Source organism: Roseateles sp. P1_C1_2 (assembly GCF_056406535.1).
The window spans coordinates 21,742-37,876 of sequence record NZ_JBFUAB010000015.1; the positions used below are offsets into that span (position 1 = coordinate 21,742).

Annotated in this window: 17 protein-coding genes; 6 read left to right on the plus strand and 11 right to left on the minus strand. The window is 67.1% G+C overall.

Features of this window, described 5'->3' with window-relative positions; all coding sequences use genetic code 11:
* The first annotated feature begins 49 nt into the window (after positions 1 to 49).
* Positions 50 to 1,768, plus strand: coding sequence for a M14 family metallopeptidase (locus tag AC1D2H_RS15835; RefSeq protein ID WP_478011619.1), 1,719 nt, complete (start codon positions 50 to 52; stop codon positions 1,766 to 1,768).
* A 45-nt stretch (positions 1,769 to 1,813) separates the two neighbouring features.
* On the opposite strand, the gene udk is transcribed toward AC1D2H_RS15835, so the two are convergent.
* The 3 genes from udk to AC1D2H_RS15850 form a co-directional block, all read right to left on the minus strand.
* Positions 1,814 to 2,455 carry a uridine kinase gene (gene udk, locus AC1D2H_RS15840; protein WP_478011620.1) on the minus strand — a complete coding sequence of 214 codons (642 nt, stop codon included), beginning with the start codon at positions 2,453 to 2,455 and terminating at the stop codon, positions 1,814 to 1,816.
* Positions 2,456 to 2,600: 145 nt separating this feature from the next.
* Positions 2,601 to 3,212 carry a LysE family translocator gene (locus AC1D2H_RS15845; protein WP_478011621.1) on the minus strand — a complete coding sequence of 204 codons (612 nt, stop codon included), beginning with the start codon at positions 3,210 to 3,212 and terminating at the stop codon, positions 2,601 to 2,603.
* A 48-nt stretch (positions 3,213 to 3,260) separates the two neighbouring features.
* Positions 3,261 to 3,905, minus strand: coding sequence for a glutathione S-transferase family protein (locus tag AC1D2H_RS15850; RefSeq protein WP_478011622.1), 645 nt, complete (start codon positions 3,903 to 3,905; stop codon positions 3,261 to 3,263).
* Between the two features lie 213 nt (positions 3,906 to 4,118).
* Between AC1D2H_RS15850 and AC1D2H_RS15855 the strand changes: the two genes are divergently transcribed.
* Both AC1D2H_RS15855 and AC1D2H_RS15860 read left to right on the plus strand, forming a co-directional pair.
* Entirely contained in the window at positions 4,119 to 5,540 is a 1,422-nt protein-coding gene (locus AC1D2H_RS15855) for an aminotransferase-like domain-containing protein (protein ID WP_478011623.1), read from the plus strand.
* 250 nt (positions 5,541 to 5,790) lie between these two features.
* On the plus strand, positions 5,791 to 6,231 hold the full coding sequence (locus AC1D2H_RS15860; protein WP_478011624.1) for a hypothetical protein: 441 nt from the start codon (positions 5,791 to 5,793) through the stop codon (positions 6,229 to 6,231).
* Between the two features lie 253 nt (positions 6,232 to 6,484).
* Here AC1D2H_RS15860 and AC1D2H_RS15865 read toward each other — a convergent pair whose 3' ends face one another.
* From AC1D2H_RS15865 to AC1D2H_RS15900, 8 genes are all read right to left on the minus strand, one after another.
* Entirely contained in the window at positions 6,485 to 6,826 is a 342-nt protein-coding gene (locus AC1D2H_RS15865) for a hypothetical protein (RefSeq protein WP_478011625.1), read from the minus strand.
* Positions 6,827 to 6,993: 167 nt separating this feature from the next.
* Positions 6,994 to 7,956 carry a YncE family protein gene (locus AC1D2H_RS15870; RefSeq protein WP_478011626.1) on the minus strand — a complete coding sequence of 321 codons (963 nt, stop codon included), beginning with the start codon at positions 7,954 to 7,956 and terminating at the stop codon, positions 6,994 to 6,996.
* Positions 7,957 to 7,963: 7 nt separating this feature from the next.
* On the minus strand, positions 7,964 to 8,341 hold the full coding sequence (locus AC1D2H_RS15875; RefSeq protein WP_478011627.1) for a hypothetical protein: 378 nt from the start codon (positions 8,339 to 8,341) through the stop codon (positions 7,964 to 7,966).
* A gap of 61 nt (positions 8,342 to 8,402) precedes the next feature.
* The gene (locus AC1D2H_RS15880) at positions 8,403 to 9,509 is read right to left on the minus strand and encodes a Gfo/Idh/MocA family protein (protein WP_478011737.1); all 1,107 of its coding nucleotides are present in this window, start codon (positions 9,507 to 9,509) and stop codon (positions 8,403 to 8,405) included.
* A 17-nt stretch (positions 9,510 to 9,526) separates the two neighbouring features.
* Positions 9,527 to 10,531 (minus strand): sugar phosphate isomerase/epimerase family protein, encoded by a 1,005-nt coding sequence (locus tag AC1D2H_RS15885; protein WP_478011628.1) that lies wholly within the window; start codon positions 10,529 to 10,531, stop codon positions 9,527 to 9,529.
* Positions 10,532 to 10,706: 175 nt separating this feature from the next.
* Positions 10,707 to 11,654: a substrate-binding domain-containing protein gene (locus AC1D2H_RS15890; protein ID WP_478011629.1), complete on the minus strand. Its 948-nt coding sequence runs from the start codon at positions 11,652 to 11,654 to the stop codon at positions 10,707 to 10,709.
* A gap of 12 nt (positions 11,655 to 11,666) precedes the next feature.
* Positions 11,667 to 12,644: an ABC transporter permease gene (locus AC1D2H_RS15895; RefSeq protein WP_478011630.1), complete on the minus strand. Its 978-nt coding sequence runs from the start codon at positions 12,642 to 12,644 to the stop codon at positions 11,667 to 11,669.
* Positions 12,625 to 14,115 (minus strand): sugar ABC transporter ATP-binding protein, encoded by a 1,491-nt coding sequence (locus AC1D2H_RS15900; RefSeq protein ID WP_478011631.1) that lies wholly within the window; start codon positions 14,113 to 14,115, stop codon positions 12,625 to 12,627. The genes AC1D2H_RS15895 and AC1D2H_RS15900 overlap by 20 nt, the downstream gene beginning before the upstream one ends.
* Positions 14,116 to 14,297: 182 nt before the next feature.
* On the opposite strand from AC1D2H_RS15900, the gene AC1D2H_RS15905 reads away from it, so the two are divergent.
* From AC1D2H_RS15905 to AC1D2H_RS15915, 3 genes are read left to right on the plus strand one after another with little or no spacing between them, the layout of a single operon-like run.
* Positions 14,298 to 14,747, plus strand: coding sequence for a hypothetical protein (locus tag AC1D2H_RS15905; RefSeq protein ID WP_478011632.1), 450 nt, complete (start codon positions 14,298 to 14,300; stop codon positions 14,745 to 14,747).
* Positions 14,744 to 15,157: a VOC family protein gene (locus AC1D2H_RS15910; RefSeq protein WP_478011633.1), complete on the plus strand. Its 414-nt coding sequence runs from the start codon at positions 14,744 to 14,746 to the stop codon at positions 15,155 to 15,157. Before AC1D2H_RS15905 ends, AC1D2H_RS15910 begins: the two co-directional genes overlap by 4 nt.
* On the plus strand, positions 15,154 to 16,098 hold the full coding sequence (locus tag AC1D2H_RS15915; RefSeq protein ID WP_478011634.1) for a 2-hydroxyacid dehydrogenase: 945 nt from the start codon (positions 15,154 to 15,156) through the stop codon (positions 16,096 to 16,098). Before AC1D2H_RS15910 ends, AC1D2H_RS15915 begins: the two co-directional genes overlap by 4 nt.
* The last annotated feature ends 37 nt before the right edge of the window (positions 16,099 to 16,135 follow it).

Genomic DNA, 16,135 nt, shown 5'->3' on the forward strand with positions numbered 1-16,135 from the left:
ATTCCAGGCCCCTAGTTCTTGGGGCCACATCAAGACAGACACCGCCGCCATGCCCACCCCACTGCCCACTCCGCGCTTCGACCATTTCTACCGCTACGACGAACTGACGGCCCTGCTGTTCGCCTATGCCGAGGCCCGCCCCAACCTGGTGTCGGTGCGCTCCATCGGCAAGAGCTACGAGGGCCGCGACATCTGGGTCGTCGTCATCACGAACCTGGCCAGCGGCATGGACATCGACAAGCCGGCGATGTGGATAGACGGCAACATCCACGCCGCCGAGCTGACCGCATCGACGACCTGCATCTACTACGTGCACCAGTTGCTCAACATGCATGGCGGCACGTCGGCCGAGGCCCAGCAGGTGAACCGCCTGCTGGACACGCGCACCCTCTACATCGTGCCGCGCCTCAATCCCGATGGCGCCGAGCTGGCCTTGGCCGACCGGCCGCGCCACATCCGCAGCTCGACCCGGCCCTACCCCTACACCGAGGAGCCGGTCGACGGCCTGACCATCGAGGACGTCGACGGCGATGGCCGCATCCTGACCATGCGCGTGCCCGACCCGCACGGTGGCTACAAGAAGCACGCGGCCGACCCGCGCCTGATGGTGCCCCGCGAACCGGGCGAGCAGGGCGGCGAGTACTACCGCCTCATCCCCGAGGGCTTCATCAAGAACCACGACGGGCTGACGGTCAGGATCAACCCCGACCGCGAAGGGCTGGACCTGAACCGCAACTTCCCTGGCGAATGGCGCCAGGAGTTCGAGCAGATGGGCGCCGGCCCCTACCCGACCAGCGAGCCGGAAGTGCGGGCCATGGTGGACTTCATCACCCAGCACCCCAACATCGGCGCGGCCATCAGCTATCACACGCACAGCGGCGTCATCCTGCGCCCCTGCGGCACGCGCAGCGACAAGGACATGACGCCCGAGGACCTGTGGCTGATCAAGAACTTCTCGGCGCTGGGCGAGAAGCACACGGGCTACCCTGCCATCAGCATCTACGAGGAATTCCGCTACCACCCCAAGGACGTCATCACCGGCACACAGGACTGGGTCTACGAGCACCTGGGCGCGCTGTTCTGGGTGGTGGAGCTGTGGTCGCCCAGCAAGGAAGCCGGCGTCGAGATCGAGAAGTACATCGACTGGTACCGCCAGCACCCGGTCGAGGACGACGTCAAGCTGCTGAAGTGGAGCGACGAGCAGTGCGGCGGCCAGGCCCACGTCGCCTGGACGCCCTTCCAGCATCCGCAGCTCGGCGCCGTCGAGATCGGTGGCTGGGACAAGATGAACTACTGGCGCAACCCGCCGCCGGCCCTGCGCGAACGCGAGGCCGCGCGCTTCCCGGCGTGGATGACGCAGATCGCGATGAGCCTGCCCAAGCTGGAGCTGATCCGCACCGAGGTGCGGGCGCTGGGCCCCGACATGTGGCGGGTGCGCCTGGCGGTCGCGAATGCGGGCTATCTGCCGGCCTATGTGACGCAGCGGGCGCTGGAGCGCAAGGCGGTGCGGGGCGTCATGTTCGAGATCCACCTGCCCAGCGGCGACCCGGCCATCAGCCTGGTCAGCGGCAAGGAGCGCATGGAAGGCCCGCAGCTCGAGGGCCACGCGCCCAAGCAGAGCCAGCTCGCCTTCCTGCCCAACAAGCAGCCCACGGGCGACCGCGCGGTGGCCGAGTGGGTCGTGCGCGCGCCGGTGGGCACGCGGCTGGCACTGTCGGCCAGCGCGGAGCGCGCCGGCATCATCCGCACCGAGGTCGTGCTGGACTGAGGGGAATCCTGCGGCTCGCCGGTTGGGGCGACGGGCGCCTGGGGCTCAGCCCCGCTCGAAATCGCGCAACAAGCTCATCACCTTGGTGGTGATGATGTCTACCGCCGGACCGTTGGCACCGTGCGGCAGGATCACGTCGGCGTTGCGCTTGGTCGGCTCGATGAACTGCTTGTGCATGGGGCGCACGGTTTCCAGATACTGGCTCACCACCGACTCGGTGCTGCGGCCACGCTCCGAAATATCGCGCTGCAGCCGACGGATGAACCGCACGTCCGAGGCCGTGTCCACATAGATCTTCAGCGACATCATGTTGCGCAGCCTGGTGTCGTACAAGGCGAACAGGCCCTCGACAACGATCACCGGTGCGGGCTTCACGGTGATGGTTTCGCTGGAGCGGTTGTCGGCCGAGAAGTCATACACCGGCATCTCGATCGCCTCACCCTTGCGCAGCGCGGCCAGGTGCTGCGCCATCAGCGGCCAGTCAAAGGCATCGGGATGGTCGTAGTTCTGCTTGCGCCGGTCCTCGGGCGGCATGTGGGACTGGTCCCGGTAGTAGTCATCCTGCATCACCACCGCCACCTTCTCCGGCCCGATGGCGGCCAACACCTGACGCGTCACCGTCGACTTGCCACTGCCGCTGCCGCCTGCCACACCGATGACGAAAGGCTTGTGAGGGGTTTTGGGCATGAGGTCGTGGAGCGGGCGTGGGCGATGCCTGGGAATTTACAAGCTGGCGAGCGGATTGTGTGCGGCCTCGGGCTCCGCTTCAGGCTGGTTGCCGCCTTTCAACAGCGGATCTGCTGCCAACCAGCAGTCGCAATGTCAACGTGCTCTAGCCTTTCAGCGGCAACAGCACTCCAATGGCCGCAATGATGGCGCCGCACACATGATTGAAACCTCGCCCCGCCCGGGCCAGCCAAGCGGTGACGCGCTGAGCCATGCCTGCGATCAGCATCTCGGTGGCGACCTCGACGGCGGCGAAGGTGCCAGCGATGAAGAGGAACTGGGTTGAGATCGGACGCGCCGGATCGATGAAGCTGGGCAGAAAGGCGCTGAAGAACAACAGCACCTTGGGGTTGGTCACGGCCGACAGAAGCCCCTGCAGAAACAGGGCGCCGCCGGTGGCCGCTTCGGTGGTGTCCGCCGCAGAGACGCCCACCGGAGGCGACCGCCACACCTGGACGCCCAACCACACCAGATAGACGCCACCGACCCACTTCATGATAGTCAGTGCCGTGGCCGAGGTTTGCAGGAGCGCACCGATGCCGAACATCGACAGCGCGATGACGGCGACGAAACCTGTGGCACCGCCCATGACGGTGAACGCGGCCTTGCGACATCCGTGCACAGCGCCATGCGTCAGCGCCAGCAGGCCGTTAGGGCCGGGCGACATTGACAGGCCGAGGACGGCGGCAAGGTAGAGGAGCCAGGTATGCAATTCCACGAGCGTGCGGTTCTGCGCGATGTTGGGCCGAGTGCGCGGCACAGGCCATCAGGCCGCCTCCACCCTCTCGCAATAGGCCTTGAACGCTCGCTGCCATGCCGGCCTCGCCAGGCACCGGTCGCGGTATGCCACGACGCCAGGGTAGGGCGTGATCAGGGTTTCGTCCTTGACACCTGCCGACAGCACGTGGGCCATCAGGATGTCCGCGGCCGTGAAACTGTCTGTCGCGACGAACTCGCGCCCGGTCAGCCAGCGCTCCAGATTGCCCAACACGCGATGGACCCATCCGACCAGGAACTTGCGGGGCTTGGCGCAGCCACCGTCGGCCGTCCAGTCATGCACCATCAGCGCCATCAAGGGCAGCTCGACCGTGCTCAATGCAGCAAAGCACCAGCGCGACACCTGCGTCTCGCCCGCCAAGTCTGCCGGAATGAGCTGGCCGGCCTTTTTCGCCAGGTAAAGGACGATGGCGGCCGATTCAGACACCACCATCCCGTCGTCGTCGATCGCCGGGATCTGCTCAAACGGACTGAGCCGGCGATAGGCCTCGGTGTTCAGGTCGTGTGCCGGATGGTCCAAGCCGGCGACCTCGAAGGGCAGCTGCATCTCTTCCAGAGCCCAGAGCACGCGGAGGTCGCGGGTGTGGGTGCGCGCGCCGGCATTGACCTTGGCAAATCCGTAGACAGTGAGCATGGTGATCCTTTCAGTGCTTCGGCTTGGCGTTCACGATAGGCTCACCGGAGCGATCCGCACAGCCACAGTGACGAGCCGGTTTGACCGGCACAGATTGCACCCAGGGACGGCTGTACCAGCTGCATCCATCGCCGTCTGTGCCAGTCAGACCGCTCCGCACAAGGACAGAATGCCTGGATGTCAGCAGTGCCTGAGCCCGCGGAGCCCGCAACCTTGTACCTGCGGATCGCCGACAGCGTCGCCGCGCCCATCCGTAACGGGACTCTGGCGCGTGGCGAGCGGATTCCCTCGGTGCGCGAGCTTTCGCGCCGCCACGGCGTGTCACTCGGCACGGTCGTGCAGGCCTATCGGCTGCTGGAAGACGCGCGCCTCATCGAAGCCCGGCCTCGCTCGGGCTACTTCGTCACGGCACGGCCGCCCGGCCTGCCCGAACCCGAGGTTTCCAACCCGCCAACGAGTTCACTCGCCGTGGACGTCAGCTCGCTGGCCGAACGCGTCATGCAGCTTGCGCACGACCCGAGCTACGTCTCCTTTGGAGCCGCCTGCCCCAGCCCTGAGCTGTTCTCGCAGGATCGCGTGCGACGGGCTGTGGCCCGTGCCGCGCAACGCCATGGTGCCTCGCTGACACGCTATGCCATCGGCCCGGGCGACGACGGCCTGCGCCGCGCCATTGCCCGGCATGGGCTCTATTTGAGCTGTCAGCTCGACCCGCGCGACATCGTCGTCACCAACAGCTGCCTGGAGTCCATTGCGCTGTGCCTGCGTTCGGTAACCCGGCCGGGTGATGTGGTGGCGCTGGAATCGCCGACGCTTTTCAGCTTCCTCGTCATCCTGGAGAGCTTGCATCTCCGTGCGCTGGAGATTCCCACTCACCCACGCACCGGCTTGTCTGTCGACGCGCTGCAACTCGCTCTCGACACCCARCCCGTGAAGGCCGTGCTGGCCGTGCCCACGCTTTCAAATCCGATAGGCGCCTGCATGCCGCTCGCCGAGCGCCGACGCCTGGCGCAGTTGGTGGCCGAGCGCCGTATACCGCTCATCGAAGACGTGCTGTGCAACGACCTCGCCGCAAGCGACGAGCACCGTCGCGCCGTGCGCGGGTTCGATCCAACCGGCCATGTCATGCTTTGCGGTTCGTTTTCCAAGACTGTGGCGCCCGGGTTGCGCTTGGGCTGGGTGGACGCCGGCCGCTGGAGCGGCCAGGTCGCGCGACTCAAGCAAGCCACCAGCGGCAGCCAGTCCACCGTGCTTGAGCAAGCATTGGCCGATCTGTTGACACAGCCCGGCGTCGAAGCCGGCCGGCGCCGCCTGCGCGACGCGCTTGCGACCCGCGTCGACGAAGCTCGCAGCCTCGTCGCCCGCCATTTCCCGCCCGGCACGCGGGTGACCAACCCGGCAGGCGGTCTGATCCTGTGGGTGGAGCTGCCGCTCGGCACTGACGCGCTCGGGCTTCACCAGGCGGCTTTGGCGGAGGGCATCGTCGTTTCACCGGGCACCATGTTCAGTGCCACCGACCACTTCCGCCATTGTGTTCGGCTGGGTCTCGGCGGGGACTGGGACGAGACACACCGGCGCGCGCTTAAGCACGTTGGGACGCTTGCAGCAGCGCAGGTGCGGCAAGCGCACCGCCTTTAAGACCCGGCGTGCGGGCGCCTAGCCGCTGACCGCTTCAGGCTGATAGGAGCCGTTCGAATCGGATAGGCCGCCGCATGGCTGCAATCTCCAAGAGTCGGCATTTAAGGATGTCCGCAGCTTTTGTCGACGACCACCCCGACCCGGGCCCTTGACGACGACTCGCCAGGCCTCCAGGCAAAATCCAGATGATCGGGGCGAGCCTGGCGTCAGGCCTGCCGGGAAGCCCACCTTGAAGAATGGAGCAGCATCAATGGCGCTGACGAAGAAGGGCGAGTTCTGGTACGGGACGACGTCCGGCGACACCCAGGCCGAGCTGCGCAGCTACAGCGTTGCGAATCGCCATKAGGCTGTCCGGTTTGCCGCGTCCAAATGCGACTGCGGGTGCCGGACCTTCGCGCTGCAGAGCGACGAAGAAGCTGGCGTGGCGATCCGCACCTGCACCGACTGCGGGCAGGAACATCTGATGGGCGACAGCGCGGACTACGTTGAAGAAGCTGTGCCCGAGGCGCACGAGTGCGTGTGCGAGAACGAGGTGTTCGAGCTGATGTCCGGCGTTTCCGTGTACGAGGGCACACATGACGTGCGCTGGTACTACATCGCTTGCCGCTGCGTGGAATGCAATCTGGTCGGGGTCTTCGCAGACTGGAAGTGTGAAGCGGGTGATGCGGCGGCCTTCCTCGCCAAGGTATGAGCGGCCGAAACCTGCAGAATCAGGCTCGCAGGCTCGGGGTCGTGCAAGGCTCAGAGTCAGGGCTTAAGTTTCAAGGCCTAGCTTGAGCAATGCCTGACCCTCTCGCGCGGAGCGCCAAGACCCGGCACATCGACGGCGCCATGAAAGCACTACCGCGCGAGCGGCCGAGGGGTGTTATGAAGTGGTCGGTGGACTTGGCGGTATCAATGACAGCTAGCGCAAAACGGACGTCGGCTTGAGCGAATGCTCGCCGTCATCGCCTTCGTTTCAGGCCTACATGGGCACCATAGACGGCAGCCGGGATCGTGACCAAGATGGCCATCACGGTGAACCACAAAGGCTGGGTCAGATCGGACAGAAGCAACCCCACGACCACACTGAGCACGCCGAAGGCCGCGGCGTTCCAGTACGGAAGTGTCGGCGCGAGGCGAGCGCAGACGCCGCCGCCTACGGCCGTCGTCAGGGTCCCCAACACGAACGTCATTGCCAGGTATGCAGGCTGTGCAGCCAGCGCTGCGACATCGGCTGATGTGCTGGTATCGCCGGGCCAAAGAACCAGCACGGCGATGCCGGTCATCAAGTCCAGTGCAAGCATGGTCACGAGCCCAACCGCGAGGGCCCGCACGCTGAGGCGAGGTATTTCCATTGAATTCTTGTCGGCTGAAATGCGGTGGGCACAGTGAATCAAACCCGCCAAGGATATGGCCACGCCGCCCAGGCGCATCCGGTGGCGACGGGCCGCAGCCCGCTACTGCCGGTTCATCAACCGCCGCTTCCCTCGAGTTGAACCTGCTCCGCCGTGCAACTGCCACCCTCGTTCCTGACCCGATAGATGGCCCTCGGTCCGTCGCGCCCTCCGATCGGCGCGTGAAAGACCACGGCGCTGCCGTCGCGAGAAATCAGCATCTCGCGTTCGTCCATCCATTGGCCGCTGACCTTGCAGCGGCGCTTGCCACTGAAGATCTCCATCGTTCCGAAGCTTTGGCCCGTCGGCCCGAAGAAGAGATGCGAACGCACGCAGGTGAGCGGGTCCTTGTCCGCGCAATGGATCATGAAGGTCGAGGCGTCCACCAGCCCTTGCAAGCCCGCCGGGAGGCTGCCCTGCAAGGCCTGGAAGCTGAGTGGCTTCGTTGGATGATTCAGGAACAGAGTGCCTTGAACGTGATCGAGCTGGGTCGCGCGGCCGTAGATCTGCTCATGCAGCAAGGTCTTCTGCCGGCCCTGGAGGCGGCGCCACAGGCCGAAGCGCCCGCCGGGCTGCGTGGCTTCCAGGAAGACATGCTCGTCATCGCCGAGTTCCAGCGGAAAGCCCATCCGCGCTGCGCCGGTGTAGAGCACCGTGCGCGCGTCGCTCTGCAGATCGATACGCACCAAGGCGCTCGCCTGCTGCCGATTCAGCGTTGTCACGACCAGGTGGTCTTCGCTGCGGCCGTAGGCGATGTTGAAGGTGTCGTCCGGCAGCGGCACCGTCCGGATCGACGCGACCGTCTTGCCGGAAAACGTCAGCAATCTCGCCTCGGCCCTGGGCGCCTTGCCTGGCCAGGTCACCAGCAACCGCTGCCCGCTCGGGCTCAGGGCCAGTTGCGCATCAACCGGAATATTGCCGAGGTCGAACACCGGTGGCGGCGGCGCGGCGCATCCGGCCATGAGGGCCGCGGTCAACAGCCAGGCCGTCAATGCGCGCGCCGGCGAACGGTTGGACTTTGCTTCGTCGCCGGAATTCATAGGCTCACTACTGGGCATGCGCACCCTCAAAGCGCTTGTAGACAAGAACACCCAGCAAAAGGCTCACCGGACTTGCCAAAACCCAATAGACGCCGAGCAGTACGCCAGCCGCAGCGGGAACACTCAAGGCGCCCATGCAGAGATACGCCAGAGCCAGCATTGCCGGAGCTCGCCATGTGTTTGCTGGAGCGAAATGCACGCAGAGGCAACCGGCCAAAGCAGCAATCAGAGCGCCGGCCCCCTGGGATACATACCAACCCATGGAGTAGAACGCGAACGGCGCGGTGGCCAAGGGGTTCAGAACGCCGCTCGACTCAGCGGCATTCCGGTTGATGGCTGCCACCGAGTACGCGAATGCGAGGATGGCCGCCCACTTGAAGATCAACGCGATGGCAACGCCACGGACATGTGTTCGTTTGCGCACAGGGCCACCGCTGAGGCGCGCTTCAGTCTGCCTGGAAGCCAACCCACTGCCCCTTCGACGCCACCGCGCGTTCGACGAAGCGCACGCCACGTGCGCCGTCCTCGACACGCGGGTAGTCGCCACTGCGAGTGCCCGCGTGCACGTCGCCGGCGAGCTCCGTGTAGAGGTTGGCGAAGGCCTCGATGAAGCCCTCGGGGTGGCCAGGCGGCAGCCGGCAGGCGCGGCGGGCGGCTTCGCTGAGGTTGGCTGAACCTCGGGTGAGGCGCCGCGGCGGCGCGTCCAGCGGCGAGTGGATGAGCAGGTTCGGGTCTTCCTGGCGCCAGTCCAGGCTGCCGCGCTCGCCGAACACGCGCAGGCGCAGGTCGTTCTCGTGGCCTACCGCCATCTGCGAAGCCAGCAGCACGCCGCGCGCACCGCCGGCGAGGCGCAGCAGGATGCTGGCGTCATCGTCGAGCTGGCGGCCAGGGCCGAAGCTGCTGAGCTCGGCGCAGAGCTGCTCGATGGCGAGGCCGGTAACGGTGTGCAGCAGGTTCTCGGCATGCGTGCCGATATCGCCCAGCGCGCCGCCGGGGCCGCTCTGCGCCGGGTCCATGCGCCAGCTCGACTGCTTGTTGCTCGCGCTTTCCAGCGCGCCGGCCAGCCAGCCCTGGTGATACTCGACGATGACCTTGCGGACCTTGCCGATCACGCCCGCCCGCACCAGCTCGCGGGCCTCGCGCACCATCGGGTAGCCGGTGTAGTTGTAGGTCACGGCAAAGGCGGTGCCGCGCGCCTTGACGAGGGCCACCAGCTCGCCGGCCTGGGCGCTGCTGTGCACGAGTGGCTTGTCGCAGGCGACGTGAAAGCCCGCGTCGACAAAGGCGCGCGCAACGTCGAAATGCAGATGGTTGGGCGTGACGATGACGACCAGATCCACGCGCTCGTTGGCCGGGCGGCACTGTTCGTCGGCCAGCAGGGCGCGCCAGTCGGCATGGATGCGGTCATCGGCCAGCCCCAGGTCGCGGCCCGAGGCCAGCGACTTCTCGGGCGTGGACGACAGCGCACCGGCGACCAGCTCGTAGCGGCCGTCCAGCGCCATCGCGTGGCGGTGCACGGCGCCGATGAAGGCATCACGACCGCCGCCAACCATCGCAACCCTCAGCTTCTTCACGCCATGCCCTTCGAGAAGGCCGCGTCAAACGCGCCATGCGCCGGCGGAAAGTCCAGACGCCGGCAGTAGGCCGCGCTCTCGGTGGCGCCATGCACGCGGTCCATGCGGCTGTCCTCCCACTCCACCGACAACGGCCCCGCATAGCCCACGTCGTTCAGCGCCACGATGATGGATTCGAAGTCGATCATGCCGCGGCCCACACTGCGGAAGTCCCAGCCGCGGCGTGGGTCGCCGAAGCTGGTGTTGCCGCCGAAGGTGCCGACCGTGCCGTCGCCGCGGCCCCACCAGACGTCCTTCATGTGCACATGGAAGATGCGCGGGGCGAACTGGCGGATGAAGCGCACATAGTCCACGCCCTGGTAGGCCAGGTGGCTGGGGTCGAAGTTGAAGCCGAAGCGCGGGTGCTGGTCCAGCGCTGCCAGGGCGCGCTCGGACGTGGCGATGTCGAAGGCGATCTCGGTGGGATGCACTTCCAGCGCGAAGTTCACGTCCTGCTCCGCGAACACATCGAGGATGGGCGTGAAACGGCGCGCGAAGTCGGCAAAGCCGGCGTCCCAAAACGCCTGCGAAGTGGGCGGGAAGGCATAGGCGGCATGCCAGATGGACGAGCCGGTGAAGCCGGTTACGCGTCGCACGCCAAGTTTGGCGGCGGCACGCGCCGTGTCGGCCAGCTCGGCCGCGGCGCGCTGGCGCACGCCTTCGGGATCGCCGTCGCCCCACACATGCGCCGGCAGGATGGCCTTGTGGCGCTCGTCGATGAGGTCGCAGACGGCCTGGCCGATCAGGTGGTTGCCGATGGCGTAGACCTTGAGCCCATGCTCGGCCAGCAATGCCCGCTGGCCGGCGGCATAGCCGGTCTCCTTCAAGGCGCGCTGCACATTGAAGTGGTCGCCACCGCAGGCAAGTTCCAGGCCGTCATAGCCCATGCGTTTGGCCAGCGGAGCCAGCTCAGCCAGCGGCAGGTCGGTCCATTGGCCGGTGAAGAGGGTCAGAGGTCTCATGTCGGTGATCCATTCCGCGTTTGCGGTGCGAGGTATTCCGGGCCGAGCGCTGGGCCGCTCCCGAGCCGGCCCGCCATGGCGATGTGCTTGCGGCTCGATGCCGCAAGCATCGCCGTCCCCTCGGGGGACCGGTCAGACGCACCGCGTTCAGCGGTGTGCGGCTGGGCGAGGGGCTTCAAAACGGACTGTCGGGGAAGTAGAAGTCCTTGGCGTTCTCACGCGTGATCAACACCGAGGGCACGATGGTCTTGGCCGGCAGCTTCTGGCCCTTCAGGCGCGCCTCGGCGGTGAGCTTGATGGCGTCGTAGATGAACTTGGGCGAGTAGGACACATTGGCCTGGATGCGGGGGTCGCTGCCGTCCTTGAGGATCTTGACCATGCCCTTGGCGCCGGCGCCGCCGAACACCAGCTTCACGTCCGTGCGCTTGGCCTGGTCGATGGCCCTCAGCACGCCGAAGGCCATGTCGTCGTCGGCGGCCCAGACGGCGTCGATCTTCTTGTAGCGCGTCAGGAAGTCCTGCATCACCTTGAAGGCGTCATCGCGGTTCCAGTTGCCATGCTTGGCGTCCAGCAGCTTGATGCCCGGGCTCTTGGCGATGCCGGCCTTGAAGGCATCCATGCGCTCGTTGTCGATGGTGGTCGGGATGCCGCGCAGCGCGACGATGTCGCCCTTGCCACCCAGCTGCTTGGCGATGAACTCGGCCGGCACGGCGCCGAAGGCGGTGTTGTCGCCGGCCACATAGGCGTCCTGCGCGGAAGCATCCGTCAGGCCGCGGTCCACCACGGTCACATAGACGCCCTTGCCGTGCAGCTGCTGCACGGGCTTGGTCAGCGCGGCCGACTCCTGCGGCAGGATGACGAGGGCGTTGATCTTGTTCGTCGTCAGCAGGTCCTGCAGCTGGTTGGCCTGCTCGCCGGCCGAGGCCGCGGCCTTGACGGTGATCTTGAGGCCGGGGTTGGCCGCCTCCAGCTCCTTCTTGGCCTGGTTGGCCCACCAGACGATGCCGGCCGTGAATCCGTGGTCGGCCGAGGGAATGGCGACGCCGAGGTGGACGGGCGCCTGGGCTTGTGCAGCGAACGCTGCGGTGAGTGCCAGTGCCGTGGCGAATCTGCGAGTGAGCATGCGGATGTCTCCTTAGCGTTGCCGTCTTTGCATGAAGGCGACGGCGATGATGACGGTGCCCTGCACGGCGGCATTCAGGTGGATGCTGATGAAGCTGGTGAGGTTGAGCACATTGCCGATCACCGACAGCAGCAGTGCGCCCACCACCGTGCCGGCGATGCTGCCCGAGCCGCCCTTGAGCGCCGTGCCGCCGATGATGACGGCGGCGATGGCCTCCAGCTCCCATAGCAAACCCGTGGTGGGCGAGGCCGAGCCCAGCCGCGGCACATAGAGCAGCGTGGCGACGCCGACCATGGCGCCCAGCACCACATAGCTGCCCAGCTTGACCGCATCGACCTTGACCGCCGCATACMGCGCCACCTGCTCGTTGGAGCCTATGGCCTGCACGTGGCGGCCATAGGCGGTGCGCTGCAGCAGGGCCGCCGCGGCCACAGCCACGACGGCGAACACCCAAACGGGCACCGGCACGCCCAGCAGCGTGCCGTAGTAGACCGGGGCGTAGGCGTCGGCCAGCTCGTTGTCCAGCGTGATGGCACCGCCATCGGCAGCCCAGGTCAGCACCGCGCGGAAGATGCCCAACGTGCCCAGCGTGACGATGAAGGGCTCGATGCGGCCGCGCGTGATCAGCCAGCCATGCGCAAAGCCCAGCAGGCTGCCCAGCAGCACGGCGCAGCTGGCACCGGCCACCACCGCCAGCCCCGGTGCCACGCCACAGGCGCCGAGCGCGTTCATCAACAGGATGACRCAGCCGGCGATCAGCGCGGCCATGGAGCCGACGGAGAGATCGATACCGCCGCCCACGATGACGAAGCACATGCCCACCGCGATGATGCCGGTGAAGGTGGTGCGGGTCAGCACATTGAGGGCGTTGTCGGCGGTGGCGAACTCAGGGTTGAGGAAGGTGGCGACCAGGCACAGCACGACCAGGCCGGCGAGAGGGCCGAGGCCACGAAGGCGCGCGGCGATGGCGTCAGTGCGTTCCAGTGGCATGGGCGATCAGCAGGTCTTCGGTGGCTTCGTTGGCATCAAGCACGGTCTGCAGGCGGCCGGCACGCATGACGGCGATGCGGTGGCAAAGGCCGATGAGCTCCATCAGCTCGGAGGACACGACGATGACGGCAAGGCCATCGGCCGCCAGGCGCTGGATGAGGCCATAGAGCTCGCGCTTGGCAGCCACGTCCACGCCGCGCGTGGGCTCGTCGAGGATGACGATGCGCGGGTCGGGGTGCAGCACCTTGGCCAGTGCCAGCTTCTGCTGGTTGCCGCCCGACAGCGAACGCGCGGGCACATCGAGCGAACCCGCGCGGATGCCGAATTCATCGACCGCACGCCGCAGCGCCGCGGCCTCGTCGGCCGGCCGCAGCCAGGGCCTGGCGTAGCGTGACAAGGCCATCAGCGTGAGGTTCTGGCGCAGGCCGAAGTCCAGGTGCAGGCCCTTGCCCTTGCGGTCTTCGCTGAGATAGGTGAGGCCGTGGTCGGCGGCCTCGCGCGGGTTGGCTAAGCGCACGGCGTGGCCGGCGATGTCGACTTTTCCGGTCGTGCCCGGCCGCAGGCCGATCAGGCCTTCGAACAACTCGGTGCGGCCCGCCCCCACCAGGCCCGCGAAGCCGAGGATCTCGCCCGGCGCGACGTCGAAGTTCACGTCGTGCGCCCAGCCCGGCACGCTCAGGCCCTGCACCTTCAGCAGCGGCTCCGCGTCCGGCCGGGCGGACTTGGGCGGGAACAGATCGCTCAACTCGCGCCCCACCATCAGGCTGGCCATCTGCGCCCGGCTGAGGCTGGCCGTGGGGGCGCGCGTCACGAAGCGGCCGTCGCGCATGACGACCACTTCGTCGGTCAGGCGCTCGACCTCCTCCAGCTTGTGCGAGATGTAGATCAGCGTCACGCCGTCGGCCTTGAGGCTGTCCACCAGGCCGAAGAGCTGTTCGGCTTCGGTGCGCGTCAGCGTCGCCGTGGGCTCGTCCATCACCAGCACGCGGGCGCGGCGCTGCAGGGCCTTGGCGATCTCCACGCGCTGCTTCTGCGCCAGGCTCAAGGCGCGCACGGGCATGTCGGGCGAGCAATCCAGGCCCACCTGGGCCAGCAACTGCGCGGCGCTCTTGCGCATGGCGCGGTCGTCCAGCAGCCAGCCGCGCTTGAGTTCATGCCCGAGGAAGATGTTCTGCGCCACCGTGAGGGCCTCGGCCAGCGCGAACTCCTGGTGGATCATCGCGATGCCCTGCGCCTCGGCCGCACGCGGGCCGTCGAAGCACACCGCCCTGCCATCCAACCTCAGCTCGCCGCCGCTTGGCGCCTCGTAGCCCGCCAGGATCTTCATCAGCGTGCTCTTGCCCGCGCCGTTCTCGCCCAGCAGGCCGACCGCGCGCCCGGCCGTCAGCTCGAAGCTCACGTCGTGAAGAACAGCCACGCTGCCGAAGGACTTGGCGATGGCTTGAAAGCCCAGGGTATGGCGCACGCTCATGGCGAGTTGCTGACACTGACCCGAAACGCAACCATCCCCAGTCCCTGACCCGGATTCGAGGCGGCGATCATCACATGCTGGAGCCACTTGCCGCTGCGCCGGACGGTGCCACTTGGGCGTTCCCCCACCCTAAGATGCGCCGCTTGCTGGCCCGACCGCGGGGAGACCTTGTGCGCAGAATCGTGACGATAGCCTTGGCCGGCATGGTGGCCGGAGCCCTGGACATCCTGGCCGCGTTCGCGAGCTACACCTCGCACGGCGCCACGGTGCCAGGCATCCTGAAATACATCGCCAGCGGGCTGGCCGGCGCCTCGGCGATGAAGGGCGGCCAGGAGATGGCGGCCCTGGGCCTGCTATGCCATTTCGCCCTCACCACCGCGATGGCGGCGATCTACTTCTTCGCGGCGCTCAGGCTGAGCGTGCTGACGGATCGTCCCTGGCTCTGGGGCAGCGTCTACGGCGTGCTGACCTGGGTGGCGATGGTCTACGTCGTCGTGCCGCTGTCCGGGGTCAGCGGCTGGAAGTTGCCGGAGGGATGGAACATCGTCGCCGGCCTGCTGGCGCACATCTTCTACGTCGGCGTGCCCATCGCCCACATCACGCAGCACGGCCTGCGCGGCACGCAACGATGAGAAGCGTCTTCCACCTGGCCTATCACGTCCGTGACCTGGACACGTCTCGCGCCTTCTATGGCGAACTGCTCGGTTGCCGCGAGGGCCGCAGCACCGACACCTGGGTTGACTTCGATTTCTTCGGCCACCAGATCTCGCTGCATCTCGGCGAACCCTTTGCGGTCGCGAACACCGGGCGCGTGGGCGAGCACCTGGTGCCGATGCCGCACCTCGGCCTGGTGATGGCCATGCCCGACTGGCGCGCGCTGGCCGATCGCCTCACGTCACGCGGCCTGGACTTCGTCATCGCGCCCAGCCTGCGTTTCGTCGGGGAGCCCGGCGAGCAGGCCACCATGTTCTTCCTCGACCCCAGCGGCAACCCCATCGAGATCAAGGGCTTCGCCGACCTCGACAAGGTCTATGCGACGTGACCGGTGTGCTGCCTTTCATCGCGACGCCCGGCTCGCCCTTCGAAGCCGAGTGGATCGCCGCCTTGCAGTCGGCCATGCCCGACGAACGGGTCGTGCCGCTCGCTGCCCTGGACGAGGCCGAGCGGCAAGTCTGCACGGTCGCAGTCGTGGCGAATCCGCGCCCGCAAGACCTGCGTTGCCTGCCGCGGCTGCAATGGGTGCACAGCGTCTGGGCCGGTGTCGAGCGCCTGCTGGCCGAGCTCGGCGACACGGAGCTGAAAGTCGTGCGCCTGGTTGACCCGCAGCTGGCGCAGACGATGGCCGAAGCCGTGCTGGCCTGGACGCTCTATCTGCACCGCGACATGCCGCGCTATGCCAGCCAGCAGCGCGAGCGCCTCTGGCAGGCCCTCGACTACGTGCGGCCGCAACACAAGACCGTGGGCCTGCTCGGCCTGGGCGCCCTCGGCGAAGCGGCGGCACGCCGGCTGGTGGCCGCGGGCTTCAAGGTGCAGGGCTGGAGCCGAAGCCTGCGCGAGGTTAGTGGTGTGACTTGCCACGCCGGCGACGGCGGACTGGCGGCGGTGCTGACCAGCAGTGACATCGTGGTCTGCCTGTTGCCGCTGACGGCTCAGACGCGCGGGCTGCTGAACGATTCGACCCTGGGCCGAATGCGCCACCAGGCCTCGTTGATCAACTTCTCCCGCGGCGCCGTCGTCGATGACGAAGCCCTCAGACGCGCGCTCGACCGCGGCGCCTTGCGCCACGCGGTGCTCGATGTGTTTGCCACCGAACCCTTGCCGGCCGAAAGCTGGCACTGGACGCATCCTGCGGTGACGGTGCTGCCGCATATCTCGGCGCCCACCGACCGGCAGACGGCGTCCGGCATCGTGGCAGCCAATATCGCCGCCTACCGAAGGGACGGCGTGATTCCTGCCCATGTGGACCGCGGCCGGGGCTATTGAGCGCAGGCATAGTGCTGGCGACTTGCCGCCTGACATC

Coding starts and splice junctions, on each gene's coding strand:
- AC1D2H_RS15835 (WP_478011619.1), top strand. CDS start 50: ATGCCCACCCCACTGCCCACTCCGCGCTTCGACCATTTCTACCGCTAC.
- udk (WP_478011620.1), bottom strand. CDS start 2,455: ATGCCCAAAACCCCTCACAAGCCTTTCGTCATCGGTGTGGCAGGCGGC.
- AC1D2H_RS15850 (WP_478011622.1), bottom strand. CDS start 3,905: ATGCTCACTGTCTACGGATTTGCCAAGGTCAATGCCGGCGCGCGCACC.
- AC1D2H_RS15865 (WP_478011625.1), bottom strand. CDS start 6,826: ATGCTTGCACTGGACTTGATGACCGGCATCGCCGTGCTGGTTCTTTGG.
- AC1D2H_RS15870 (WP_478011626.1), bottom strand. CDS start 7,956: ATGAATTCCGGCGACGAAGCAAAGTCCAACCGTTCGCCGGCGCGCGCA.
- AC1D2H_RS15880 (WP_478011737.1), bottom strand. CDS start 9,509: ATGGTTGGCGGCGGTCGTGATGCCTTCATCGGCGCCGTGCACCGCCAC.
- AC1D2H_RS15885 (WP_478011628.1), bottom strand. CDS start 10,531: ATGAGACCTCTGACCCTCTTCACCGGCCAATGGACCGACCTGCCGCTG.
- AC1D2H_RS15890 (WP_478011629.1), bottom strand. CDS start 11,654: ATGCTCACTCGCAGATTCGCCACGGCACTGGCACTCACCGCAGCGTTC.
- AC1D2H_RS15900 (WP_478011631.1), bottom strand. CDS start 14,115: ATGAGCGTGCGCCATACCCTGGGCTTTCAAGCCATCGCCAAGTCCTTC.
- AC1D2H_RS15910 (WP_478011633.1), top strand. CDS start 14,744: ATGAGAAGCGTCTTCCACCTGGCCTATCACGTCCGTGACCTGGACACG.